Annotated in this window: 24 protein-coding genes; 19 read left to right on the top strand and 5 right to left on the bottom strand. The window is 37.0% G+C overall.

What is annotated here, in order from left to right:
• Positions 1 to 161 precede the first annotated feature (161 nt).
• Positions 162 to 1,505 carry a chromosomal replication initiator protein DnaA gene (gene dnaA / locus IEX29_RS11655; RefSeq protein WP_188734632.1) on the bottom strand — a complete coding sequence of 448 codons (1,344 nt, stop codon included), beginning with the start codon at positions 1,503 to 1,505 and terminating at the stop codon, positions 162 to 164.
• 1,145 nt (positions 1,506 to 2,650) lie between these two features.
• On the opposite strand from dnaA, the gene rpmH reads away from it, so the two are divergent.
• From rpmH to jag, 4 genes are all read left to right on the top strand, one after another.
• Entirely contained in the window at positions 2,651 to 2,785 is a 135-nt protein-coding gene (gene rpmH, locus IEX29_RS11650) for a 50S ribosomal protein L34 (protein WP_042528652.1), read from the top strand.
• Positions 2,786 to 2,951: 166 nt separating this feature from the next.
• The gene (gene rnpA, locus IEX29_RS11645; protein ID WP_188734631.1) at positions 2,952 to 3,299 is read left to right on the top strand and encodes a ribonuclease P protein component; all 348 of its coding nucleotides are present in this window, start codon (positions 2,952 to 2,954) and stop codon (positions 3,297 to 3,299) included.
• 82 nt (positions 3,300 to 3,381) lie between these two features.
• Entirely contained in the window at positions 3,382 to 4,140 is a 759-nt protein-coding gene (yidC, locus tag IEX29_RS11640) for a membrane protein insertase YidC (protein ID WP_077602790.1), read from the top strand.
• 204 nt (positions 4,141 to 4,344) lie between these two features.
• Entirely contained in the window at positions 4,345 to 4,956 is a 612-nt protein-coding gene (gene jag, locus IEX29_RS11635) for an RNA-binding cell elongation regulator Jag/EloR (RefSeq protein ID WP_188734630.1), read from the top strand.
• A gap of 1,106 nt (positions 4,957 to 6,062) precedes the next feature.
• Here jag and IEX29_RS11630 read toward each other — a convergent pair.
• On the bottom strand, positions 6,063 to 6,287 hold the full coding sequence (locus IEX29_RS11630) for a nucleoside/nucleotide kinase family protein (RefSeq protein WP_188734629.1): 225 nt from the start codon (positions 6,285 to 6,287) through the stop codon (positions 6,063 to 6,065).
• A 281-nt stretch (positions 6,288 to 6,568) separates the two neighbouring features.
• Between IEX29_RS11630 and mnmE the strand changes: the two genes are divergently transcribed.
• The 13 genes from mnmE to IEX29_RS11565 all read left to right on the top strand — a co-directional run bounded on the left by mnmE (position 6,569) and on the right by IEX29_RS11565 (position 19,753).
• Positions 6,569 to 7,945: a tRNA uridine-5-carboxymethylaminomethyl(34) synthesis GTPase MnmE gene (gene mnmE / locus IEX29_RS11625; RefSeq protein WP_188734628.1), complete on the top strand. Its 1,377-nt coding sequence runs from the start codon at positions 6,569 to 6,571 to the stop codon at positions 7,943 to 7,945.
• Between the two features lie 34 nt (positions 7,946 to 7,979).
• Positions 7,980 to 9,866 carry a tRNA uridine-5-carboxymethylaminomethyl(34) synthesis enzyme MnmG gene (gene mnmG, locus IEX29_RS11620; RefSeq protein ID WP_188734627.1) on the top strand — a complete coding sequence of 629 codons (1,887 nt, stop codon included), beginning with the start codon at positions 7,980 to 7,982 and terminating at the stop codon, positions 9,864 to 9,866.
• Between the two features lie 185 nt (positions 9,867 to 10,051).
• Entirely contained in the window at positions 10,052 to 10,768 is a 717-nt protein-coding gene (gene rsmG / locus IEX29_RS11615) for a 16S rRNA (guanine(527)-N(7))-methyltransferase RsmG (RefSeq protein ID WP_188734626.1), read from the top strand.
• Positions 10,769 to 11,399: 631 nt separating this feature from the next.
• Positions 11,400 to 12,257: a nucleoid occlusion protein gene (gene noc, locus IEX29_RS11610; RefSeq protein WP_188734625.1), complete on the top strand. Its 858-nt coding sequence runs from the start codon at positions 11,400 to 11,402 to the stop codon at positions 12,255 to 12,257.
• Positions 12,258 to 12,534: 277 nt separating this feature from the next.
• On the top strand, positions 12,535 to 13,308 hold the full coding sequence (locus IEX29_RS11605) for a ParA family protein (RefSeq protein ID WP_188734624.1): 774 nt from the start codon (positions 12,535 to 12,537) through the stop codon (positions 13,306 to 13,308).
• Positions 13,289 to 14,128: a ParB/RepB/Spo0J family partition protein gene (locus IEX29_RS11600; RefSeq protein ID WP_188734623.1), complete on the top strand. Its 840-nt coding sequence runs from the start codon at positions 13,289 to 13,291 to the stop codon at positions 14,126 to 14,128. The genes IEX29_RS11605 and IEX29_RS11600 overlap by 20 nt, the downstream gene beginning before the upstream one ends.
• Before the next feature lie 159 nt (positions 14,129 to 14,287).
• A complete protein-coding gene (locus IEX29_RS11595; protein ID WP_188734622.1) occupies positions 14,288 to 14,425 on the top strand; it encodes a hypothetical protein in 138 nt (45 codons plus the stop codon).
• 148 nt (positions 14,426 to 14,573) lie between these two features.
• Positions 14,574 to 15,539, top strand: coding sequence for a metal ABC transporter solute-binding protein, Zn/Mn family (locus IEX29_RS11590; RefSeq protein WP_188734621.1), 966 nt, complete (start codon positions 14,574 to 14,576; stop codon positions 15,537 to 15,539).
• 1 nt (position 15,540) lies between these two features.
• On the top strand, positions 15,541 to 16,305 hold the full coding sequence (locus tag IEX29_RS11585; RefSeq protein WP_373290670.1) for a metal ABC transporter ATP-binding protein: 765 nt from the start codon (positions 15,541 to 15,543) through the stop codon (positions 16,303 to 16,305).
• Positions 16,280 to 17,203 (top strand): metal ABC transporter permease, encoded by a 924-nt coding sequence (locus IEX29_RS11580; protein WP_188734619.1) that lies wholly within the window; start codon positions 16,280 to 16,282, stop codon positions 17,201 to 17,203. The genes IEX29_RS11585 and IEX29_RS11580 overlap by 26 nt, the downstream gene beginning before the upstream one ends.
• On the top strand, positions 17,200 to 18,087 hold the full coding sequence (locus tag IEX29_RS11575) for a metal ABC transporter permease (RefSeq protein ID WP_147212593.1): 888 nt from the start codon (positions 17,200 to 17,202) through the stop codon (positions 18,085 to 18,087). The genes IEX29_RS11580 and IEX29_RS11575 overlap by 4 nt, the downstream gene beginning before the upstream one ends.
• A 101-nt stretch (positions 18,088 to 18,188) precedes the next feature.
• Complete coding sequence (locus IEX29_RS11570) at positions 18,189 to 18,872, top strand: response regulator transcription factor (RefSeq protein ID WP_188734618.1); 684 nt, start codon at positions 18,189 to 18,191, stop codon at positions 18,870 to 18,872.
• Complete coding sequence (locus IEX29_RS11565) at positions 18,869 to 19,753, top strand: sensor histidine kinase (RefSeq protein ID WP_188734617.1); 885 nt, start codon at positions 18,869 to 18,871, stop codon at positions 19,751 to 19,753. The genes IEX29_RS11570 and IEX29_RS11565 overlap by 4 nt, the downstream gene beginning before the upstream one ends.
• Positions 19,754 to 19,847: 94 nt before the next feature.
• Here the strand turns inward: IEX29_RS11565 and IEX29_RS11560 are convergent, their stop codons facing one another.
• A complete protein-coding gene (locus tag IEX29_RS11560; RefSeq protein WP_188734616.1) occupies positions 19,848 to 20,621 on the bottom strand; it encodes an ABC-2 transporter permease family protein in 774 nt (257 codons plus the stop codon).
• Positions 20,614 to 21,546: an ABC transporter ATP-binding protein gene (locus IEX29_RS11555; protein ID WP_188734615.1), complete on the bottom strand. Its 933-nt coding sequence runs from the start codon at positions 21,544 to 21,546 to the stop codon at positions 20,614 to 20,616. Before IEX29_RS11555 ends, IEX29_RS11560 begins: the two co-directional genes overlap by 8 nt.
• A 1,207-nt stretch (positions 21,547 to 22,753) precedes the next feature.
• Here IEX29_RS11555 and IEX29_RS11550 point away from each other — a divergent pair.
• A complete protein-coding gene (locus tag IEX29_RS11550) occupies positions 22,754 to 23,458 on the top strand; it encodes a DUF554 domain-containing protein (RefSeq protein ID WP_188734614.1) in 705 nt (234 codons plus the stop codon).
• A gap of 42 nt (positions 23,459 to 23,500) precedes the next feature.
• On the opposite strand, the gene yyaC is transcribed toward IEX29_RS11550, so the two are convergent.
• Positions 23,501 to 24,100 carry a spore protease YyaC gene (gene yyaC, locus IEX29_RS11545; RefSeq protein ID WP_188734613.1) on the bottom strand — a complete coding sequence of 200 codons (600 nt, stop codon included), beginning with the start codon at positions 24,098 to 24,100 and terminating at the stop codon, positions 23,501 to 23,503.
• A 78-nt stretch (positions 24,101 to 24,178) separates the two neighbouring features.
• Here yyaC and IEX29_RS11540 point away from each other — a divergent pair, with 78 nt between their 5' ends.
• Positions 24,179 to 25,198, top strand: coding sequence for a YkvI family membrane protein (locus IEX29_RS11540; RefSeq protein ID WP_188734612.1), 1,020 nt, complete (start codon positions 24,179 to 24,181; stop codon positions 25,196 to 25,198).
• The last annotated feature ends 86 nt before the right edge of the window (positions 25,199 to 25,284 follow it).

Below are 25,284 nucleotides of genomic sequence, written 5' to 3'. Positions count from 1 at the left end.
ATTATTTATTAATTATTAATATAAAAGACAGTAATAATAGTAATAAGTGCTGTGGTTTCTGTGGATAAGTAGGATTACATTAAAAACATCAAAGTTTTCCACATGTGTATAACCTGTTTATATGTTGTTCAGTCTTTACACACCATACACAGCCATGCAGCTTATAAAGATTTAAGCTTTTCTTTTAACTCTTCAATATCCCGATCTAATTCTGTATCCGTTTCAAGCAGCTTTGAGATTTTTTCATGTGCGTGAATGACGGTTGTATGATCTCTTCCGCCAAATTCCTGGCCAATTTTTGGAAGAGAAGCATCCGTCAGCTCTCTAGATAAATACATCGCAATCTGTCTTGGAAAGGCAATAGACTTGGTACGCTTTTTAGCAGGAAAATCCTCCAGCCGGATATGATATCTATCCGCTACAACTTCTTGGATAGCTGGAATAGTAATTTCTTTTGGCTTATTACTAGGAATAATATCCTTCAAAGCATTTGCTGCTAAAGAAGCATCGATATCCTGGTTTACTAAAGAAGAGTAAGCGACAACACGGATCAGTGCGCCCTCCAGCTCCCGGATATTTGTATTTATCTGATTAGCAATATACAGCATGACTTCATTTGGAATATCTAATCCTTCCGCTTTTGCTTTTTTATTTAAAATAGCAATTCTTGTTTCTAAGTCAGGAGGTGTAATATCCGTAATCAGTCCCCATTCAAAGCGCGAACGCAAGCGATCCTCTAATGTAGGAATTTCTTTTGGCGGCCGGTCACTGGAAATAATAATTTGCTTGCTTTCCTCATGCAGCGCATTAAAAGTATGGAAAAATTCCTCCTGAGTTGATTCTTTTCCCGCAATAAATTGAATATCATCAATAAGAAGGACATCAATATTGCGATATTTATTGCGGAAATGATTCGATTTGTTATCCATAATGGCATTAATAAATTCATTCGTAAATTTTTCAGAGGTCAGATAAACCACTTTTGCATTTTTATTATGCTCTCTTACATAATGACCAATGGCGTGCATTAAATGTGTTTTTCCTAAACCAACTCCACCATAAATAAATAATGGATTATATGCTTTGGCAGGAGCTTCGGCAACAGCTAAAGATGCTGCGTGCGCAAAGCGGTTCCCGGCGCCGATAACAAAAGTATCGAATGTATATTTATCATTAAGCATCGATTTTGGAGAATCCGTTGTTTTAGCATCAATATTCGGTTTTGGCATCGGTTTTTGATCAGATGGTTCCTCTACAGAATCAGGAATAATAAATTTGGCGTTCAGATTGGAACCAGTGATTTCTTCTAAGGTCTGTGTAATTAAATCTGTATACTGCGTTTCCAGCCAATCCTTTGTAAATTCATTTGGAGCGGTGATAACCAATGTATTTTTTTCTAAGTGAAGGGCCTTCGTGTTTTTCAGCCAAGTGTCAAAGCTCGGTTTACTTAATTTTTCCTGGATGGTGCTTAATGTTGCATCCCAAAGTTCTTCAATATTTTCCAAAGTTACTTTCACTCCTTTCGACCTAAGTTAGGAAATATAGTTGTCAGGATGGACAGCAATAGTAAAGACTCGACTTTTTAAAAGTCATTTGTCTTATTGCTATAGATAATAGAAGTTCATATTAAAAAGGATGCTAAAGAACCGAGCGGGATATTCGCCGCTCAGGATTAAGAGAGAATAAAAATAGATATTATTGATAGCTATTTCATATACTTCAAACTAAAGCAAAGTTTTAAACAGTTGCCCATATACCTTTTTATGAAGCTCTATTTTAGAAGAAAAAAGCCTCTCTCAATCTATTTCAGGGGTTAGATGGAAAGGCAGACGTATAAAAAATGAAAAAAAGCCTGTGGATAAATAATAAAATAATAAATTACATGCGCAATTCCAGATTGGAGAAGGATTACTTCTGCACGCAGTAAAGATAATTTTAAAGAAAAACTAAAAATATAAACGCTATCCACAGCCTTGTAGAAAACTTTATCAAAAATCAGTGGAAAAACTATCCACACCTTATCCACATTCTGTGTATAAGTTTAATTAGTATAAATTATTTCCACAAACTAAAACATAAATATAATACCAAATAAAAGCGAATAAATCAATGGCTTTCAAATAGTTATCCACATATTCTATCTGTTGTGTGTTTCAGTTGTAAACAACGCTATATTTTGTGGTTAAATTGTTTATTTTTTGTGTGGATAGAAAAATAGAGGGAGATATTATTCGATACAGACTGTGGATAATAAAGAGGATTGCTAAAATAGAAATTTAGTAGTAACTGTACTAATAGCTGTATTATTTCAGAATATAAAGGGGATGAATGGAAATAATATTTATTTAGAAGAAAAGTGTAATGGTGTGAAAAACTCTATTTAATATAAATGGAATATAGTTGGCTTTAATCGGAAAAAGTAAAAAACAAAGCTTCATGTGGTGAAAAATTTAAAGAAGGTTTTGCATGATAAATTTTGATGAAATCACTGAAAAATGTGTGAGAAAGAAAAGAAGTAGAATTTTATTCAATAGCCGGTTGACAAATTGAGTATATTTTTCGTATAATATCAAGGACTGTCTAATGGATAAGTTATAAGCTATTTTTAGTTTAAATATGAAACTTGGATTTTCCAAGGAGGTGCACACTCATGAAAAGAACGTTTCAACCAAATAATCGCAAACGTAAAAAAGTTCACGGTTTTCGCACGCGTATGAGCACAAAAAATGGTCGTCATATATTGGCTCGTCGTCGCCGCAAAGGACGTAAAGTTTTATCTGCATAAGCCACTGACAACTATCAGTGGTTTTTTTTCTGTATTTAGAGGATAGGTTTATTCACATCGGATTACATATTTTAAGCTGATTTTTGTTGATAAAAATGGACAGGCTTTTGATAGAATGAGATGAATAGAAGAAAATGTATGTGGGTTAAATTAAAAGGTGATGACGGTGAAAAAACAATTTCGGATTAAAAAAAATGAAGAATTCCAAGCAGCTTTTAAGCATGGGAATTCTTTCGCAAATAGACAGCTGGTTATTTATTATAGAAAGAAAGAAGATCAGAATCATTTCCGGGTCGGCCTGTCTGTCGGGAAAAAAATAGGAAATGCCGTCGTCAGGAATCGGATAAAAAGATTGCTGCGGACGTCTTTTCAAGAGTTAGAGAAGGATATTAAACCTTGCTATGATATTGTAATCATTGCCAGAAACCCAACCAGAACAATGAGTTACGAAATGATGAAAAAAAGTCTTTCGCATTTATTATATAAAGAAAAACTATTTAAGCATTCAAAGTAAGGACAAGTTTAAGATAGAATTCACAATGTAAATAAGCTAAAATAACAAGTAGAAGCATTGGGAATATTAAGGAGGAAAAGCTTTGCGCAAAAAATACGGGATATTAATCACTTTTCTCGTGTTAGCGGTTTTTTTAGCTGGGTGTACCCAAATTGATGAACCGATTACACCTGAAAGTGAAGGGTTTTGGAATACAGTTTTCGTTTATCCATTATCTTGGTTTATAACGAAGATTGCAGAATTTTTGAATGAAAACTATGGCTTGGCAATTATTTTAGTGACAGTACTTATCCGTTTAATATTAGTGCCATTAAACGTGAAACAAATTAAAAGCACGAAAGCAATGCAGGAAGTTCAGCCGCAATTACAGGAGCTTCAGAAAAAATATGCGTCCAAGGATGCGAATACACAGCAGAAATTACAGCAGGAAACAATGCAATTATTCCAGAAAAATGGTGTTAATCCGTTAGCTGGTTGTTTACCGATTCTTGTACAAATGCCAATATTTATTGCGATGTATCATGCGATTAGACGTACGACAGAAATTGCTACACATGATTTTCTCTGGTTCCAGCTTGGAACACCGGATTATGTTTTGCCGATTCTGACAGCGCTATTTACTTTCTTACAGCAGAAATTAATGATGTCTACGAATTCATCAGCAAACAGTAATCCACAAATGAGATTACAGCTGCAGATTATGCTTTATGTTATGCCGATTATGATTGGTGTAATGGCATTCTTCTTCCCGGCAGCATTAGCGTTGTACTGGGTAACTGGTAACATCTTTATGGTATGCCAGACACTTCTTATTAATAAGCCGATGATGGCCAAAAAATAATTGTTATAATGAGGGAAGAAATTCCCTCATTATTAATAAGTAAAATAGTTAAACAGTTTTAAGTTTTATGTAAATATATATAGCAATTATGAAGCTCTTCAGAAATTAAATATAGCGTCTATTTTCCGCATAAATTATGGTAATATTTCTTTACTAAATAAGGAAAATTACGGACGCTTATGCTGAAAAATGGAGGGGAAACGATTGAGAGAAGTAACTGCAAGTGGTCAAACAGTTGAAGAAGCGGTTCAATCAGCTCTGGAGCAATTAGGAGTGGAAAAGAACCAAGTAGATGTTGAGGTCATTGATGAAGGTAAAAAAGGAGTCTTTGGGATCTTTGGATCCAAGCGTGCCTTTGTAAAAGTAACAGTGGCAAAGGATCCAGTTGAAGAAACAGCTCAATTTATCAAAGAAGTTACTAGCAACATGAATCTCTCAGTAAAAATAGACACTGAAGTCAAGGATAATCATGTAACATATACAATGCACCATGAAAATATTGCAAAGTTAATCGGAAAAAGAGGCCAGACCTTGAACGCGTTGCAGTATTTAGTGCATTTAGTTATTAATAAGCATAATGATACGTATTATACAGTAACATTGGATGCAGAAGGGTATCGAGCAAGAAGAAAAGAAACCTTAGAATCACTTGCGTTGAAAATGGGGGATAAAGCACAGAAAACAAAGAAACGGGTTGTGCTGGAGCCGATGCCGGCATTTGAACGTAAAATTATCCATAGTGTCCTGCAGGATAAGCAGGTTTCTACTTATTCTGATGGTGTCGAGCCGCATCGCCATATTGTTATTAAACCTTAAAACCAAAGCCTGAGAATGCATCCAATCTCTCAGGTTTTGGTTTTTTCTATACGATTTGCTGAACATTCCTCTAAAATTAATCCTTAATCAGCTAGCTTTAGCTTTATCCACCATTAAGAATAAGATTTCGATATTGTTTTTAAAATTATATCAGTCATTTTTGATACAGGTAATGTTCCGTCAATAACCAGGTCTGATGAAGGTTTGATGGATTGTAACATTTCCAGGTAGCCATTTCTTCCAGCTGAAAGATAGTTCTTTGCATCCAATAAGATATTTTTTGCAGTGCTGTCTTGAAAATCCCTGACAAGCCGGCGTGCGTAAGCGATATCCAGTGGTGTATCTATAAATACAGCAAAGTTAATCCACTCCTTGATGTGTGCATGCTGATATGCAAATGGAAAGTCGATTACAATATACTTAACAGAATCTGAACGAACGTGTTCTTCATTATCCCGTTTGCATGTTGTTAAATCATCTTACTATTAAAATGGAGATTGTATATAGCGCCGCTCCGACCAACCACTACGCTTTCCATGGGGACGGCTTCAGCTAACTTGAAAAGAAAACCGCTTTTCAAGTGGATCTTCAGCTCGCCCTGTTCCCATAGGAGTCTCCGTGGTTGGTCTGCGCTCAGTTAGGCTTCTACAGCGAATGCAAGAAATCATATCCTGATGGAGTTGAATGAAATCATTGCTTTTTGCTTGATGAAAAGATCATTTTAGTGTTTCAAATGGTTGATTCGGCATGAATAGTAAATATCGGGAATAGCTTTCATGAACAGAAAGTAATCGTGACAGAATATTATGAACCCAGGAAAAATGTTTTATCTGATCTAACTTCTATTTAGTCATCTATTTCAACTTGTATAGAGCACTCCTTCTAACGGAGGCGGACCGTTTTGACTCCTGAGGGAATAGCATCATCTGAAGATCCACTTTTGCCAAGTGTTCTTCTTGGCAAAAGTTAGCTGAAGAGTATGCCCCTAGGAAAGCAAAACGGTCCGACGCAGCGGTGGCCTTACACGTTACCTTCCAGCTAGAATTTATGGTTTGTCAAGAGATAGATGGAAGGAACGATAAACACCTATCACTATGATAAGAAAGTTATTTTTTAGGGTGCGAAAGTTGAGTTAATAATAAATCCAAATCCCATTCATCATAATCAGCTCCGCGTTCAACCCAGTCAATTATATTAGAAGGGCCGTTAAAATCGTAGTCATCAAAAAATAAGGTCTTAGCATTTCCCAGCTTACTGCTTAAATCTTTGGATACTGTTGTTTTCCCGCTTCCTGAAACTCCTCCTACAGCAATAATAAATGGGTTACCCAATATTTTTCCCCCCTATGCTTTAAAATGAATAGTTCTATTAGTAATGTGTCACAAATAATAAGTGGGAGCAAGTTATATCAGCATCTTTCAATTATCCACTGATAGAAAAGGTTATTAAAAAACTTTATACACATGTGGATAACAGCAATTTGAGAACAAAAGAAGTATCTATGTGGATAAGTTTCTTTTTTTCTAAATCTATGTTATTCTTGATTGTTAGTGATAATAAAAATTAACGAATTAATTATAGATATAGAATGAAGGTAAGGCAGGTGAATAAGATGGATACAGATACAATAGCGGCGATATCTACTCCAATTGGCGAGGGAGCTATTGCAATTGTGCGTTTAAGCGGGCCGGAAGCAATATCGTTAGCCTCTGATGTGTTTGAAGGAAAGAACCTGAAAGAGGTAGATTCTCATACGATTCATTATGGAAAAGTTGTTGATCCAGTAACGGGGGAATTAGCAGAAGAGGTCATGGTATCTGTGATGCGTGCTCCCAAAACGTTTACGCGGGAAGACATTGTCGAGATTAATTGTCACGGCGGTTTAGTGTCTGTAAACCGTGTATTAGAAATTATGCTGGCAAAAGGAGCACGTCTGGCTGAGCCTGGTGAATTTACAAAACGTGCCTTTTTAAACGGGCGTATTGATTTATCACAGGCAGAGGCTGTTATGGATTTGATTCGTGCGAAAACAGATAAAGCAATGAATGTGGCATTAAAGCAAATGGATGGACGGCTGTCGAAGCTTATCCAGACGTTAAGGCAGGAATTGCTGGAAACAGTTGCTCATGTAGAGGTAAATATTGACTATCCGGAGTATGATGATGTAGAGGAAATGACGCATACCTTAATGGAAGAAAAGACAAAAGAGGTAGGTCTCGAATTAGAGAAGCTTCTGGAGGTTGCTGCCCAGGGTAAAATTTTGCGTGAAGGACTGGCAACAGCTATTATTGGACGGCCAAATGTCGGAAAATCTTCCTTAATGAATACATTAGTCCAGGAGAATAAAGCGATTGTAACGGAAATACCGGGAACAACCAGAGATATTATTGAAGAGTATGTGAATGTCCGCGGTGTTCCATTACGCTTAGTCGATACAGCCGGTATCCGGGAAACAGAGGATATTGTTGAGCGCATCGGTGTGGATCGTTCCAGACAGGTATTGAAGGAATCGGATTTAATTTTATTTGTGTTAAATTATAATGAAGCTTTAAGCGACGAAGATAAAAAATTATTTGAAGCTGTTCAAGGATTAGAATATATTGTTATCATTAATAAGACAGATTTAGAACAGAAATTAGATTTAGAAGAGGTAAAGGCATTTGCAGAAGGGAAGTCTGTTGTAACAACTTCCTTAATTGAAGAGCAGGGCGTTGATGAACTGGAGCAGGCAATTGCCAATACCTTTTTTTCTGGTGAAGTAGATGCAGGAGATTTAACATATGTATCCAATGTGCGCCATATCCAACTGCTGAAGCAGGCAAAGCAGGCATTAGTTGATGCCCGTGAAGCAATCGAACTGGGGATGCCTATGGATATTGTTCAAATTGATGTGACACGTTCGTGGGAGTTTATGGGAGAAATTATTGGTGATACAGCAAGCGACAGTTTGATTGATCAGTTATTTTCTCAATTCTGCTTAGGAAAATAAGGGATATGTTTAATAAAGGAAAGGAAGAAAAAAAATGACTTACAATGCAGGAAATTATGATGTCATTGTTGTTGGAGCCGGTCATGCTGGAGTAGAAGCAGCGTATGCCTCTGCCCGTATGGGAGCAAAAACATTAATGCTGACATTGAACTTAGATATGATAGCTTTTATGCCTTGTAACCCATCCATCGGTGGACCTGCAAAGGGTATTGTTGTACGTGAAATTGATGCACTCGGCGGAATTATGGGGAAAATCATTGATAAAAGCTATATTCAAATGCGTATGCTGAATACAGGGAAAGGGCCAGCTGTACAAGCATTGCGTGCACAGGCTGATAAACCGGTATATATGCAGGAAGTGAAGAATCTGGTTGAAAATGAAAAAAACTTAACTGTTCGTCAGGGAATGGTTAATTCTCTTATTGTAGAAGATGGCATTTGTAAAGGGGTCATCACAGAAACAAAAGCTGCTTATTATGCAAAATCTGTCATCGTTACTACCGGAACCTTTATGCGCGGGAAAGTATTGATGGGGGATTTAGAGTATGAAAGTGGACCAAATAACCAGCGTGTGTCCATTAAATTATCAGAGAACCTGGAAGAGCTGGGTTTTAAACTAACACGTTTTAAAACTGGTACACCGCCGCGTGTAAACAGTCATACAATTGATTATTCAAAAACTGAAATTCAGCCAGGGGATGAGAATCCCAAAAGCTTCTCATATGAGACAACAGAAGTTATCGAGGATCAAATTCCATGCTGGTTAACGTATACAAATGAATTTACACACCAGGTAATTAATGAAAACCTGACATTATCTGCGATGTATTCCGGTATGAAACGCGGGACAGGTCCAAGATACTGCCCATCGATTGAAGATAAAATTGTCCGTTTTAATGATAAACCGCGTCATCAGATTTTCTTAGAGCCGGAAGGAAGAAATACAGAAGAGGTCTATGTGCAGGGGCTATCCACATCTTTACCGGAATCTGTTCAGCATGAAATGGTAAAATCCGTTCCAGGTCTGGAAAATGCAGAAATCATGCGGGCAGGTTATGCGATTGAGTATGATGCTGTCGTGCCGACACAGCTTTGGCCGACATTGGAAACAAAACGTTTACCAGGTCTATTTACTGCCGGCCAGATTAACGGAACTTCAGGCTATGAAGAAGCAGCCGGCCAAGGTTTAATGGCAGGGATGAATGCAGCAGCAAAAGTTACAGGCAAGGAGCCAATTATCTTAGATCGTTCTCAGGCCTATATTGGTGTTATGATTGATGATTTAGTAACAAAAGGGACAAACGAGCCTTATCGTTTACTGACATCACGTGCAGAATACCGTTTATTGCTCCGTCATGATAATGCTGATCTACGTCTTACAGATATTGGATATGATTATGGGTTAATTTCTGAGGAAAGATATACAGCTTTTACTGCGAAAAAAGAACAGGTGGAAGCTGAGAAGAAACGTTTAAATAGAATCGTTGTCAAACCGGCAGAAGAAGTACAAAATGTCATGAAAGCTGCCGGAGCTGTACCGATGAAGGAAGCAGTCAAAGCATACGATTTATTAAAACGCCCGGAATTAACATATGAGCATATAGAACAAATGATTGAAAAAGGCGAGAATATCAGTGAGGATGTAAAAGAGCAGGTTGCTATTCAAATTAAGTATGAGGGCTATATTAAAAAAGCAAGAGAGCAAGTAGCAAGAATGCTTAAAATGGAAGATAAAAAAATACCAGCAGATATTGATTATACAGCAATTAACGGAATTGCCACAGAAGCGATTGAAAAACTGAAAAAAGTCCGTCCGCTGTCTGTAGGCCAGGCATCCAGAATTTCAGGAGTAAATCCTGCAGATATTTCTATTCTGCTTGTTTATATTGAACAAGGAAATATTGCCCGAATTGCAAATTAAAATGAAGAAAATAGCGGCGTTAAAGAGACGTCGCTATTTTTCTAAATTGTATCGTGCTTTCTATATTGATACATAAATGTAAGAATTTAATGCTTTAGGGGAGGGGATGGTCTTCTTCCTTCATAAAAGAAACTGTACATATACTTACAATCCAAAAAAATAGTAGTGTGGTAAAGGAGACTGTTATGAAATCAGAAAAATTCGTGCGAAAATTGGAAGAAAAAGGGATAATGTTAAATGAAGCGCAGCAAAAGGCATTTGACATTTATTTCAAAGAGCTCATCGAATGGAATGAAAAAATAAATTTAACGGCAATTACAGAAGAAGAGGAAGTATATGAAAAGCATTTCTATGACTGTATTACTGCGGCTTTTTACACGGATATGACGCAGGAATTATCTATTTGCGATATTGGTGCAGGTGCAGGGTTCCCTAGTATTCCATTAAAAATATGCTTTCCACACTTAAAAGTGACAATTATTGATTCCTTGAAAAAACGAATTAATTTCTTGAACCACTTAGCGAATAAGCTGGAATTGACAAATGTAGCATTTTACCATGACCGTGCTGAAATTGCCGGAAAAAATGAGGCGTTTCGTGAACAGTATGATTTGGTGACTGCAAGAGCAGTAGCCAGAATGTCTGTATTAAGTGAATTATGTCTCCCATTTGTAAAAAAAGGCGGTTACTTTATTGCAATGAAAGGATCGCAGGCAGAAGAAGAACTGGAGACAGGCAAAGCTGCAATTGAATTACTTGGTGGGGAAGTAGAATCCATTGATACTTTTACACTTCCTCAAGACGGGGGCGAACGTTCTATTATTAAAGTAGCTAAAAAACGCAAGACTCCGAAAAAATATCCTAGAAAAGCAGGTCTGCCAAATAAAGAACCGATTGAATAACTATTTTTAGGCAATAAATGAACATCTTTGCACAGATAGATAAATACTCTTTAGATTATTTAAACTCATTTTATATTTTTTCAGCGGTAGGTATGGTAAAATAAAACTATACATATCGATTGTTCGTTGTTGTATTGTGTGAAGTATAGATGCTATTATAGGAATGTTATAGGTGTGGATTTACGATGTATGGAGATAACGCTTTAAAAGTTTCTAAATGATAAGCAGCTTGGGTAATGACCTTCTAATAAAACTGCTTAGGCTTGAGCAGGGATGAAGAAGTTACTGGAGCATGTTGTCTGCATTTTCAAGACTTGATTCAGGCCCTTTTGAACATGTACTTATAATAGATGAATTCACCAAATATTTATTGAATAATTTCAGAGTACCCTGTTAAAAACGTGAAGGCTTTATATCAGGTGTTATTAATTTTTAATATAGATAAAATGGTAAGATAACGAACTAAAAAAGATAATGTTTCACGTGAAACATTATCTTTTAAGTGAAGATCAGATATTAATTTAACATGAGTGAGCTCTGATAAATTAATTATTACGTAAAGCTTCGAGCTTTTATTTTATATAGATGGAATAATGAATAGTTTGTTAATATTAGAAGGTGGTGTCAGCAAGTGGTGAGTCCTTTTAATCGGATATTTGGAAAAAGCGATAAGGATCCAATTGATACGGACAAGGTTTCCTATTCTTCAGATGAAGTGATTCAGCTCGATATCGATAAAATTCAGGCCAATCGCTACCAGCCACGAACGATTTTTCAGGAAGAAAAGATAAAAGAATTAGCTCAAACCATACACACACATGGGATGATTCAGCCAATTGTCGTTCGTAAAATAGATGATGATTCTTTCGAATTGATTGCAGGGGAAAGAAGATGGCGGGCAGTTCAGCATTTAGGCTGGAAGAAAGTGTCCGCAATTATCCGCGAAATGAGCGATACAGAAACGGCCTCTGTTGCGCTGATTGAAAATTTACAACGTGAAGAACTGACTGTCATTGAAGAAGCTATCGCGTATAATAAGCTGCTTGAACTGCATGATTTGACGCAGGAAGCATTAGCACAGCGTCTTGGTAAAAATCAGTCTACGATTGCAAACAAGCTGCGATTATTAAAGCTGCCGAAAGAAGTACAGGATGCTTTACTAGGAAAATTAATTACAGAAAGACATGCCCGTGCTTTAATTAAGTTAAAGGATGAGGAGCAGCAGCTTCTTGTTTTAAAAGAAGTTCTTGAAAAAGAATGGAATGTGAAACAAACTGAAGAGCGAATTGCTAAAATCAATGAGCCGAAAGAAGAGAAGCGGAAGCCAAAGCCTAAATTTAAAGGTATCAATAAAGATGTCCGGATTGCCATGAATACAATTAGGCAGTCGCTTAATATGGTATCTGATACTGGTGTTGACGTAGAATCAGATGAACAGGAACTGGATGATTATTATCAAATAACTATTAAAATACCAAAACAAAAATAGTTGCGGAATTATCGGTATTTATGTTTTTCTTTGCCCATCTTTAGTTAAGATGGGTATTTATTTTGAAGAGAATTAATATATAATAGAGTATATTAATTGTTTATATAAGAATTTGAAGATGGTACTTTGAATGATTCTATATTAAAATTAAATTAAAATTTACTAGAAAGCATCGTAATTTATAAATAAATGCTATGATAGTGAATAGAGAAGTGATTGCTCAAGTTTTTTTGATAAAGAAAGATTTGAACAACCTCCGAGTAAGGTAGGTGTCAACATGGGGAAAATTATATCCATCGCAAATCAAAAGGGAGGCGTTGGAAAAACAACATCGTCTGTAAATGTCAGCGCTTGTTTAGCTTCATTGGGAAATAAGGTATTACTTGTTGATACAGATCCTCAAGGAAATGCAACGAGTGGGGTCGGCGTTAATAAGGCAGATGTTAATCAATGTATCTACAATGTGTTAGTAGAGGATACGCCAGCAGAAGATGTTATTGTTTCTTCAAATTTAGAGAACTTGGATATTATTCCTGCTACGATACAGCTGGCGGGATCAGAAATCGAACTTGTTCCTATTATATCAAGAGAAATACGTTTGAAATCTGCATTAGGTGAGATAAAAGATCAATATGATTATATTATTATTGATTGTCCGCCATCATTAGGACTACTGACAATTAATGCATTAACCGCGTCAGATACTGTAATGATTCCGGTACAATGCGAGTATTATGCTTTAGAAGGATTGAGTCAATTATTAAATACAATAAGACTGGTGCAAAAGCATTTAAATAAAGAATTAATGATTGAAGGTGTTCTTTTAACAATGCTGGATGCACGTACCAATCTTGGAATTCAAGTTATTGAAGAAGTGAAAAAGTATTTCCAGGATAAAGTATTTGAAACAATTATTCCAAGAAATGTTCGTTTAGGTGAAGCACCAAGTCATGGTCAGCCAATTATCTCTTATGACCCCAGATCCCGCGGTGCAGAGGTATATCTTGATTTAGCGAAGGAAGTGATGACAAATGCAGAGAGGGTTAGGTAAAGGGATTAATGCGTTGTTTCCAGAAGTCGAAAAAGACAATAAAGATAGTATTCAAGAGATTGAAATATCTAAATGCCGTCCCAATCCTTATCAGCCGAGAAAGAGCTTTCAAGCAGACTCTATTGAAGAGTTAAAGGATTCTATCAAAGAATATGGTGTCATTCAACCAATTATTATAAGGAAAAGTCTCAAAGGCTATGAAATTGTTGTCGGTGAAAGAAGATACCGGGCAGCGAAAGAAGCTGGACTCAAGACAATTCCTGCTATCATCCGGGAATTAACGGATGAACGTATGATGGAAATTGCGTTATTAGAAAACCTCCAACGTGAGAACCTGACTCCGATTGAAGAAGCACAGGCCTACGCAAATTTAGTAGAGAAGCTGAATATTACACAGCATGTACTCTCTGAAAGATTAGGAAAAAGCCGTTCACATATTGCAAATATGATCCGTTTATTATCTTTGCCTGAAGAGGTTATTGCCTATATAAATAACGGTGAGCTGTCAATGGGGCATGGTCGGGCACTTCTCGGGTTAAAGGATCCGGAAATTATCCAAGTCTTAGCGAATAAAATACGCAAAGAGAAGTTAAATGTAAGGCAAGTAGAGAAGCTTATAATAGAAATGAACGAAAAACAGGAAAAAAAACAGAAGAAGAAGCCTAAAAAAGATATATTTATCCAGGAGAGAGAAACGGTGCTTCGCGACACTCTTGGAACAGCCGTTCATATTCATAAAGGAAAGCAAAAGGGTAAAATTGAAATTGAATTTTATAATGATGATGATTTAAATCGTATTCTGGAATATCTTGAAAAATAATAAATAGCCGATATGTTCTCTGATAGGCTCTATGAGAATATATCGGCTTTTTTATTACTATAATAATAGAGAAGATTGATATTTCGATTCAATAGTATCTTATCTGTTTTTCTGAGGTTTTAACAGACTTATTTTGATCTGAATAGAATGTTAAATACTGTGGAGAATAAAAAACAAGCAGTAATGATTCATTCATTAGCTATCCAAGTTTATTTTATGCTAAAAAAATTTAAAAATAAATCTGTATTTTTAGAGCTTGATTATTCTGATAAATATTCTAATTTGCCAACTATGTAAACGTTTACTGTAATATAATGGAATTAAAGTTTCCCTTGTGAAAAATAATAGACAAGATAAAATTTACTTGACAAAATGAAATATACTGCATAAAGTAGGGGGTAGATAATAAAGTTTGCCTTATGCAAAAAACAAGGGAGGAAGAAAGATGAAGAAAGCTTGGAAGAGAATACTGGGCTTTGCTATACTAATGGGAGTACTGTTATTAGCAGCTTGCGGCTCAGATAATGAAGAAGGAAATGCAAATGAAGGGGAGGAAGGCGCTGCAGATGATGAGCCAATTGAAGTTGTCACAACCATCGCGCAAATCGGGCAGCCGATATCTGAAATCGGCGGCGATCTAGTGAACGTGGAAAGCCTGATGGGACCTTCTGTTGACCCGCATTTATACGATCCTACAGAAAGTGATATATCAAAATTGCAAGGAGCAGATGTCGTATTGTATAGTGGTTTGAATTTAGAAGCTAATATGATTGAACCATTAGAATCTATTGGTGAAGAAAAGCCGGCACTGGCCATAGCTGATACATTACCGGAAGATGAGCTATTAACAGATGAAGAAGGTGCGACTGATCCACACGTATGGTTTGATTACGACTTATGGCAGCAGGCATTGGACGCTGGTGTTGAAGAGTTAAAAGAATATGCACCAGAATATGCTGATCAGCTGGAAGAAAATAAACAAGAATATTTTGCGAAACTGGAAGAATTAGGGGCAGAAGCGGAAAAATTAAAGGATATTCCTGATGACCAGCGCTACCTGGTAACTGCTCATGATGCATTTAGTTATTTTGGAAGATTAAATGACATTGAAGTAGTAGGTCTGCAAGGAATAAGTACAGAAAGTGAAGCTGGTGTTTCTGATGTGAACGATACAATAGCTACCATTGTAGAACATAATGTTCCAGCTATCTTTGTAGAGAGCAGTGTCAATCAGGACACAATAAACGCAGTAATTGAAGGAGCTGCCGATCAAGACGTTGATGTAGAAATCGGCGGAGAATTATACTCCGATGCAATGGGAGAAGAAGGTACAGAAGAAGGTACTTATATCGGAATGTATGAACATAATATAAACACAATTTATGATGCATTATCTGGAGGAGATGAGTAAAGTGGTATCATCTGTAATAAATGTGGATGATTTATCAGCTTCCTACCAAAAAAATAAAGTATTAAATGATGTGAGTTTTGAAGTAAAAGAAGGAACGATTACAGCAATTGTCGGTCCTAACGGTGCCGGCAAATCAACACTAATTAAGACCATGTTAGGACTTCACCCTAAGCTGACAGGAAATGTCAGCTTTTGGGATAGTCCTTTTAAAACTGCGAAGAAGAAAATCGGTTATGTTCCTCAGCGTGGGTCTGTTGACTGGGATTTCCCGACGGATGCGCTTGACGTTGTAACAATGGGTCTATATGGAAAGATTGGCTGGTTCCGGATTCCTTCAAAAAAAGATAAAGAAAAAGCGATGAATGCCTTAAAGAAAATGGGCATGGAATCCTACGCACATCGGCAGATCAGCCAGTTGTCAGGCGGGCAGCAGCAGCGTGTATTTTTGGCGCGGGCACTGGCTCAAGATGCAGAATTATACTTTATGGATGAACCGTTGGCAGGAGTAGATGCATCCACAGAAAAAGCGATTATGACCATTTTGAAAGAATTAAAAAGTAATGGAAAGACCGTTTTGGTCGTCCATCATGATTTACAAACAGTCCCTGAATATTTTGATCATGTTTTATTTTTAAATAAAAAAGTATATGCACATGGTGAAACAGAAGAAGTATTCACAAAAGATAATATAGCAACAACGTATGGTGGGGATATGCAATGGGTTGGAAAGGGAGATCAATATGTTATCCAATCTACTTCACATTAATACAGTATGGGTTATGGCAAGTACAATGATTTTAGGAATTGCTGCAGGAGGGATCGGGTGTTTAGCTTATTGGAAAAGACAAAATCTGATGAGTGACGCTTTGTCCCATGCAGCCCTTCCCGGCGTTGTTGTAGCTTTCTTAATTATTCAGGAAAAAAATCTGTTATTGCTTGTTATTGGTGCTGCGCTTAGTGCTCTATTAGGAGCATTCTTTATTCAATGGTTTACGAGTGCAAGCCGAATTACAGAAGACACAGCTATGGGGATGACATTATCTGTCTTTTACGGCGTTGGAGTGATGCTTTTGGCAATTGCCAACCGTTCTCCCGGAGGAAATCAGAGCGGGCTAAACAACTTTATCTACGGGCAGGCTGCGGCAATGGTGCGTTCTGATGTTATTACCATGGTTGTCCTGGCAGCGATTGTTATTTTTATTATATTCATCGCTTTTAAGGAATGGAAATTATTTTTATTCGACCCTGATTTCGCAAAGGGTATTGGATTATCTATACGCGGTATGAATGTACTTTACACCATTGTACTGGTAACAACGATTGTTATTGGCATACAGGCTGTCGGTGTTATTTTAATGGCAGCTATGCTAATTATTCCATCTGTAAGCGCAAGGTATTGGACCCATTCTTTTAAAATGATGATATTACTTTCTTCTGTTATTGGAGGAATATCCGGTGCATTCGGTACATGGGTAAGTTCAACTGGCAGTGGATTGCCAACTGGACCGTTTATCGTACTTACTTCGGCAGCAATTTTTGCTATATCCTTATTTTTCGGAAAAGAGCATGGGATTGTTATTCGTTATATCCAATTTAAAATGCAGCAGCGATCCTCTCAGTTGGATCAGCAGGTTATGACAGGAAGGGGAGGAAGATCACAATGAGCTACTCCATGTGGATTATTTTAACAGCTTCTCTGGTGGGTTTATCCTGCGGGTTGATCGGGGTCTTCCTTATTCTTAGAAAACAGGCAATGATGGCAGATGGAATCAGCCATACTGTATTATTAGGTATCGTATTAGCTTATATGGTCACACAGGAGGTTAGTGGACCAGCAATGCTGATAGGCGGTATTTTTGCAGGTATTCTCACTGCGTTCCTGGTTCAGACACTATCCAGCTTGAAGGTTCGGCATGATGCCTCCTTAGGTATTGTGTTTACGTCATTGTTTGCTATTGGGGTTATTCTAATCTCAACTTCGGTCGGTAATGTCCATTTAGATGTAAAGCACGCCCTGATGGGAGAGATTACATTTATTCCATTTACAACAATGGATATTCCTTTGATCGGATCTATTCCCAAAGCAACAGCATTACTTTTGCTCGTATTGTTAGTAGTGATTTTCTTTATTGTTGCTTTTTATAAAGAATGGAAGATTACCTCCTTTGATGCGGCGTTGGCAGCGAGCTTAGGAATTCCGGTGATATTCTTTCACTATTTATTTATGACGCTTGTATCGGTAACAACAGTTGCTTCCTTTGACGCGGTCGGTGCGATCCTCGTGGTTGCGATGCTGATTACACCTGCAGCGGCAGCTTATCTATGGACAGATAAGTTGATCGTTATGCTGTTTCTCAGCGGCGGATTCGGCGTATTATCAGCCATTATCGGTTATTGGATAGCAACATGGCTGGATACATCTATTTCCGGCTCTATGGCACTTGCAACAGGATGTATCTTTTTCGTAACCTTCCTGCTTTCTCCAAAGCACGGTCTGATTTCGAGATTGGTCCGGCCGGCAGAGTTGAGAGAGGAACAGGAAGCATAAAATATTTTTGTGGAAAAGGAGTTTCGTATCTGATAGGATATGGAATTCCTTTTTCTTTTGCTATACTACTAGTAAAAGAAAATAGTGGGAGTAATCAATGTATGGCGAAAATTTTAGTGGTGGAAGACAATAACGAAATCAATCAAATGTTAGTAGAGCTATTATCAGAAAGCTATCATGTTATAGGAGCCTATTCGGGAACGGAAGGATTACTTTTGTTTCAACAAGAATCTCCTGATTTAGTATTGCTGGATATCATGCTGCCTGGAAAGAACGGTGATCAGGTATTATCAGAGATTCGCAAAGTCAGTCAAGTACCTGTGATTATGCTGACAGCTTTGGGGGAGAAGAGACTTGTCAGTGAATATTTGCTGAATGGAGCCAATGATTATATTACGAAGCCTTTTGATGATAACGAATTATTTGCCAGAGTGACGGTTCAGTTACGTCATTTTAGACAAGATCGCAAGACAGATAACTTACGATACGTCAAAAATATTATGGTAGATATGTCTAATTTTGAAATTTCACGTAATGAGGAAAGTGTACGGCTTGGTAAGAAGGAATTTGAAATTCTAACATATCTATTAAAGCATCCTAATCAGATCTTTACGAAAGAGCAGTTGTACGAAACCATTTGGGAGGAGAGCTATTTGCCGGGAGATAATTCCTTAAATGCACAGCTGAGTAATTTACGGAAAAAGATTGCTGTCTTAGATTCAGAAGAAGAATATATTGAAACAATTTGGGGGCTTGGCGTGCGTCTGGCAGGTGAAAAGAGATGATAATCCTTGTTATTTTATTAATCGGTATATGCTGTATTTTTGCCTTTTTCTATTTTCGACAAAAATACGCTCTAAAAAGATTATTGATTGATATAGAAGCAAAGAAAACCTCTGAAACTAATTTGCTGTTAACAAGTAAAACACAGAATATGGAAGTAGAAAAAGTAATAAATGCGTTTAACCTGCTTTTTGAAGAGCTGAGAGAGACGAAAGTAGTCAGCTGGCAAGAACAGGAGACATTAAAATTAGCTCTTCACAACATTACCCATGACATTCGTACACCGTTGACAGTCGCCAGCGGTTATACGCAGCAGCTTTTGAGAAAGAACACAGACGAACAGGAAATATTAGAGAAAATTCAAGATAATATACGCACGGTTTCCGGGCGTTTAGATATTTTATTAGAATACCAAAATCTTTTAGAGCAGTCTGTTCAACCAGTCTTTGAGCCTGTAAATCTGACAGAGCTTGTTAAGCAGGAGCTCCTGCAGTTTTATGATGTGCTTAATGAAAAGAAGTTTGCAGTAGAAGTTGATCTTGAGCAAGCCTTTATGATTACAAATGACGCCGATTTATTAAAGCGAATTATGCAAAATATTTTCGGAAATGTTTTAAAACATGGAAGAGATTATTTACAGGTTCGTATAAGTGAAACGCAAGGGAGAATCCAGGTAGAAGTAATCAATCGGGAGCGGCAGCCAATTAAGAATTTAGAAAGGCTGACGACGCGCTTTTATTCAGAAAATATGTCTAAAACAGAGGATTCCTCGGGGTTAGGTTTATATATTGCAAAAGAACTGGCCGAATTAACAGGCGGCTATTTGATTATTCAAGAGAAAGAAGATTTATTTATGGTGATCTTGGATTGGCCACATGCGTGAAAGCAGGGGAGGGCTGAGTTGAATAAAAGAATAAAGTACTATTGCTTGCCAGAAACAATAGTACTTTATTTCCTTTATAATGAAAACATCCTTCTTATAAGCTTTTATGGCGAAAAGCCTGATAAGCAATATAGCTCATAACAATGATAACACCTAAACTGAAGCACAGGAAAACCAGCCAGGAAAAATCCGGTAAGTCACGTATCCAGGCAAAATTTATCCCATATTGAAAGTCGAAATACTTCAGCCAGCCGATGTTGAGAACAGCGCTTAAAATATTGATAATCAATGGAATGACAATGATACTGATAATGCTGCTTACATTGGAAAAAGTAATTACCAGAATGCAAAGGCCAATGATAAAAATAGCCTGGAAAGCTATAAATTGGATTCCTATTGTTTGTAAAGCATTAATCCAGAAATCCTTAGGGGCGGTACCAATTCCATTCTTAACAGCAGCAGTAAGAAAAGCAGAAGTGTAATAAAAAAGAAATTGCAGGGCTGTGACTACGATGAAAATCAAATACTTCGATCCGAAGTACTGGAAACGGGAAACACCTGAAGTCAATTGATTTTTATAACTCTTATGAACAAAATCATAGCCTGCAATCATAACAAGTAATGGCAGACAGAAATAAATCAGAAAGCTTGCCATGCTGGAAAAAGCGATGAATGTCTGATAGCTGTCCCAATCATTAACCTGTAAATGGCTTTGTATATCTGTCGTTTCCTCTAAATTTACACCAACATTTCCGGTGGCTTCTGCTAAAACACTGATGACTACAAACAAGATTAATAAAAGCTGGGTAATATAAAATCCTTTTGTATGAAATAAGCGATAAAGGTCTGCACGTACCGCATTAACCATAGGTAATCTCCTCCGTCTCGTCACGAACTAAGCTTGTGAAATATTTTTCTAAATCTTGTTTTTGGTAATAGATCCCATCAATAGGAATTTGCTGCTGTACCAGCAAAACAGTAATGTGATTGATTTGATTTGAGTCATCGAAAATATGCATCGTATCTTTGGCAATAATCTTAATCTGATAATGATTTGTTTCTTTCAGAACACGGCTGGCGTTATCCATCTGTGAAGTCTGTAATACAATATACTCTTGGCTTAGCGTCTCAAATTCATTCTTTGAGATTTCTTTCACTAATTCACCATGATGGATAATTCCAAATCGGGTAGCGACATGATAAAGTTCAGATAAGATATGACTTGAAATAATGATAGTCATCCCTTGCTCCTGCTGCAGCCGTTTTAACAATTGGCGGAATTCCACGATAGAGAGGGGATCCAGCCCGTTAATCGGTTCATCCAGTATCAGAAAATCAGGACGGGATAAAATGGCGATGGCGATCCCCAGTTTCTGCTTCATTCCTAAGGAATAATTTTTAAATTTCTTTTTATCTTTTGGATCTAAACCTACGATATCCAGCGTCTCCTGGATAATAGTTTTTTCATCAATAATTCCCCGTAATTTGCAGTAATAGGCAAGGTTTTCCCAACCGGAAAGTGATTCATAGGCAACAGGGATTTCGATAACACTGCCGGTTCTGCGTAAAGCCTTTACCCAGCTTTTTTCCGATGAAGACCCGAACAAAGCAATCTGTCCATTTGTTGGATCAATTAATTTTACAATGGCTTTTAATAGTGTTGTTTTCCCCGCTCCATTTCTGCCGATCAAACCATAGATTTCTCCTTTTTGGATGGATAAAGAAACATCTTTAAGAGCATATTGGCTTTTATATTTCTTATTTAAGTTTTTAATTTCTAACACAGTTTCCATTTTGTTTGCCTCCCATTCCTTATACTTAATATCATAATGGGTATTTCTCAGATTTTGCTCAATCAATTCTCAAATGTTTCTAAAAAATCATAAGGTCAGGGTAATTTCATATAGACCCAACTTTCGCACCTTAAAAAAATAACTTGCTTATCCATAGAGACGGATGTTGATCGTTCCTTCCATCTATCTCTTAACAAAGCAAAAACTCTATTTAGAAAGAAGGTAACGTGTAAGGCCCCGCAGAGGCGGACCGTTTTGCTAATTAGGAGTCAAAACAGTCCGTCGCAGCTAGCAGGGTATTCTATACAGCTTGAAACAGCTGGCTAAATAGAAGTTAGATCAGATGAAACATTTTTCCTAATTCATGGTAAAATATTCTTTCATGATTACTCTCTATTTATGAAAGCTATTCCTGATATTCATTATCCCATGCTGTGTCATCATTTAAATTGCCAAATTAACCATTTGAAATATTACAATGATCTTTTCATCAAGCAAAAAGTGATTATTTCATCCGTCTCTATCAGGATATAATTTCTTTCATTCGCTGCAGAAGCTTGACTGAGTGCAGACCAGCCACAAAGACTCCTAAATGGTTCGCAGGCTAAACCCGTGACTCCCGGGGCCTAAGATTACTCACCCCACCGGAAACATTTGTACGTCGGAAAGCGGAGTGGTTGGTTGCAGGAGCTATACAATCTCCATTTTAATAGTAAGATGATTTAACGAAATGCAAGCAGGATAATGAAGAACATGTTCTTCATGGAATAGTAAAAGTAAAGTATAGATGCTTATCCTCAGGTGCGAAAGTTGAGTTATAGATTTATGATGAAGAAAAAGGATTGCAAATTAATTGAAATTTGATTATAATGCTCCTTAACTCTTTATCCGGAAGGAAGGCTTAAAAACAGGATAAAATGCTGTTTCATATAAGCGGATAATTAGATAAATCTGCTACATAAATTCTTATCAAGTATAAAAAGAAACTTTAAGGAATTAGGAGTTTTACGGACTGCATAATAGAAAAGCTGAATTGTATAAATAGATTTTTTTATCAATATATAAAACCTTTTTAAATAGAAATGTTTCACGTGGAACATTATAGTATTGTTTTACGGAGATTTGGGACAGAGTATGAGGGCGCTTACTCATCTCCCGGAAAACCTTTGCAGTATGGTAAAACCTCTTCAAAACAGGAGGTCTGGAAGTGGCTTTATTTGGTACAATTGTTAATTTAATATTTATTATTGTTGGAAGTATCATTGGTTTGTTTTTCACAAAAATACCTGAACGGTTTAAAGAAACGGTTATGAATGGAATAGGACTGGCCATAGTTTTAATTGGGCTGCAGATGGCGTTGCAGACGGAGCAAATTATTGTTGTCCTATTAAGCTTGTTATCAGGAGCAATCATTGGGGAAGGCTTGAAGGTAGAAGAGGGGTTAAACCGGTTTGGAAAATGGATAGGATACCGTTTTGCTACGAATGAAAATGACACAAGCATCTCTCAAGGATTTGTTACAGCTTCACTTATATTTTGTGTCGGGGCAATGGCGATTATCGGGGCTTTGGACAGTGGTATCCGTGGAGATCATGGTATCTTAATAACAAAAGGAATTATCGATGGATTTACGGCGCTTGTATTAACAACCACGTTAGGTATCGGTGTTATTTTATCAGCAATACCGGTTGTGCTTTATCAGGGAACGATTACACTTTTGGCAACACAAATTGATAAGTGGATATCGGGCGCTTTTTTAGATGGTTTAATTGTAGAGCTGACAGCAGTTGGCGGACTGCTTATTCTGGCGATCGGTCTAAATTTATTAAATATCACCAAAATTCGTATCGGAAACTTATTACCCAGTATTTTAACGGTAGTGCTTGTTTATTATGTATTTACATTATTTTAGAAATGAAAAAAATCGGGTGTTTATTGCCCGATTTTTTGTGTTTTAAATTGTCTTTTTAACTGTGTGTGTAAGCAGGGAAGGGGTTAATTGGTTATCAATTTGTTTAAGTATACCAGCTATCTCTATAGCCATGTCCATGACGAGTGACAGACGGGTGTTTTGTAGAACCGTGTGCTCCATAAAACCGCTGATGTTTACAACTCCTGTAATATTCATATTTCCTACCTGTGGGAGTTGTTTATTTAATGCTAAGCCGGGCTTCAAAGGTTTGTTTTCAGCAATAATACTTCCAATAGAGCTGCTCTTGCCCAGGCAGGCATCAATTGCAATCAAATAAGGTTTATCATATTTTTTATAAATACTGCAGAGCGATTCTTGTAAATTAACAGCGTGAACAGGGTCGTGAACTGTCCCGTATACATGTAAATTTTGGGGACACATTTCCTCAAAATATGTCCCGGCGAGCGGACCTAAAGCGTCTCCTGTAGAACGATCAGTGCCAATAAAGACAGCGATATAATTATTTGCTTTCAAAGGAAACCAGGGAAGTATTTGATCAGATAATGTTTTAGCTACGTCGGGTTCTTTATAATTTGCTCTGAAATGGTTTGATTGTATGCGTAGATGGTTTTTTAGATTCATAGCAGTTCCTCCAAAATCATATTGTTACAGTATACGGTAATTTACGAAGAACTATACGTATGAATTGGAGGAAGTACTATGTGGCGAAGAGGCCTGCAGTGGACGGCGTTAATTCTTGGTGCAACGATTGGTGCCGGATATGTTTCAGGAAGAGAACTATGGCAGTTTTTTGGACATGAAAGTGGACTGGCTATTGTAATATTTTCTTTTCTTTTTTCGTTTTCCTGTTATGTGATTATGGTAATTAGCTACCAGCTGAAAAGTGCTAATTATTTACCTGTATTAGAAATTATTGCAGGAACAAAGCTGACGAAAGTATTTGACGGGTTTATTCTTCTGTATCTTTTTACGACAACGATGATTATGATTGCCGGGAGCGGGGCAACAGGGCAGGTGTTTCATTTACCATATTCTATGGGGATTGGAATTACCGGAATTGTTCTCGTATTGTTATTTGTTAAAGGGATAAAAGGTTTATTGACCTTTAACGAGCTTATATTACCGATTTTGATTGGTGGACTTTTGTATGTGTTAGTAGTATATGTCTTTAAGGAAAATTTACAGCTGTTTGCATATTGGCATGAGCAGCGAAATTGGTTTGCTTCCTTTCCTTTTACAGCATTAAATATTCTTCCTCTAATAGCTATTCTGGGAGCCATTGGGAATAAGGTGAAAGGAAGAGGAGAAATCATTATTTGCTGTATTGGGACAGGACTGTGTTTAGGGGTTGTTTCATATATTTATAACAGCAGCCTGATTCAAATTGCAGATGAAATCATCCTGTATGAGATTCCTCTATTTGCAATTTTAAAAGAATTTCCATTAGGTATGATTCTATTCATGTCTATTCTTCTCTGGCTGGCAATCTTTACAACTGCGGCGGCGGGGATGCTGGGAATTGCTACAAGAGTGCAATCATTTTTAAAAGAGGAAAAGCCAATGTATGTTATTGTGCTTATTTCGGTATTACTTATGCTGCCGTTGACAGGATTTGGTTTTGCTAATTTGGTAAATTTCCTCTATCCGCTATACGGTATACTTAATTTATATATTTTAGCCAGATTATTAACTTATCCATTATGGAAAAGAACAAGATAATCCTTTCGTTTATGAATAACATGCATAAAACTTCCAAATAAAGGACTGTTAAAAAAATGAAGGCATTGGAGAATAGTATAATCCCG

Source organism: Oceanobacillus neutriphilus, from assembly GCF_014645515.1.
Lineage (GTDB): Bacteria > Bacillota > Bacilli > Bacillales > Amphibacillaceae > Oceanobacillus > Oceanobacillus neutriphilus.
This window is presented reverse-complemented; position numbering and strand designations above follow the sequence as displayed.

Bases quoted from the DNA above. Each gene is read 5' to 3' on its own strand.
- rpmH (WP_042528652.1), top strand. From the start codon at position 2,651: ATGAAAAGAACGTTTCAACCAAATAATCGCAAACGTAAAAAAGTTCAC.
- mnmE (WP_188734628.1), top strand. From the start codon at position 6,569: ATGGATACAGATACAATAGCGGCGATATCTACTCCAATTGGCGAGGGA.
- mnmG (WP_188734627.1), top strand. From the start codon at position 7,980: ATGACTTACAATGCAGGAAATTATGATGTCATTGTTGTTGGAGCCGGT.
- rsmG (WP_188734626.1), top strand. From the start codon at position 10,052: ATGAAATCAGAAAAATTCGTGCGAAAATTGGAAGAAAAAGGGATAATG.
- IEX29_RS11605 (WP_188734624.1), top strand. From the start codon at position 12,535: ATGGGGAAAATTATATCCATCGCAAATCAAAAGGGAGGCGTTGGAAAA.
- IEX29_RS11600 (WP_188734623.1), top strand. From the start codon at position 13,289: ATGCAGAGAGGGTTAGGTAAAGGGATTAATGCGTTGTTTCCAGAAGTC.
- IEX29_RS11590 (WP_188734621.1), top strand. From the start codon at position 14,574: ATGAAGAAAGCTTGGAAGAGAATACTGGGCTTTGCTATACTAATGGGA.
- IEX29_RS11580 (WP_188734619.1), top strand. From the start codon at position 16,280: ATGTTATCCAATCTACTTCACATTAATACAGTATGGGTTATGGCAAGT.
- IEX29_RS11575 (WP_147212593.1), top strand. From the start codon at position 17,200: ATGAGCTACTCCATGTGGATTATTTTAACAGCTTCTCTGGTGGGTTTA.
- IEX29_RS11570 (WP_188734618.1), top strand. From the start codon at position 18,189: ATGGCGAAAATTTTAGTGGTGGAAGACAATAACGAAATCAATCAAATG.
- IEX29_RS11565 (WP_188734617.1), top strand. From the start codon at position 18,869: ATGATAATCCTTGTTATTTTATTAATCGGTATATGCTGTATTTTTGCC.
- IEX29_RS11560 (WP_188734616.1), bottom strand. From the start codon at position 20,621: ATGGTTAATGCGGTACGTGCAGACCTTTATCGCTTATTTCATACAAAA.
- IEX29_RS11555 (WP_188734615.1), bottom strand. From the start codon at position 21,546: ATGGAAACTGTGTTAGAAATTAAAAACTTAAATAAGAAATATAAAAGC.
- yyaC (WP_188734613.1), bottom strand. From the start codon at position 24,100: ATGAATCTAAAAAACCATCTACGCATACAATCAAACCATTTCAGAGCA.
- IEX29_RS11540 (WP_188734612.1), top strand. From the start codon at position 24,179: ATGTGGCGAAGAGGCCTGCAGTGGACGGCGTTAATTCTTGGTGCAACG.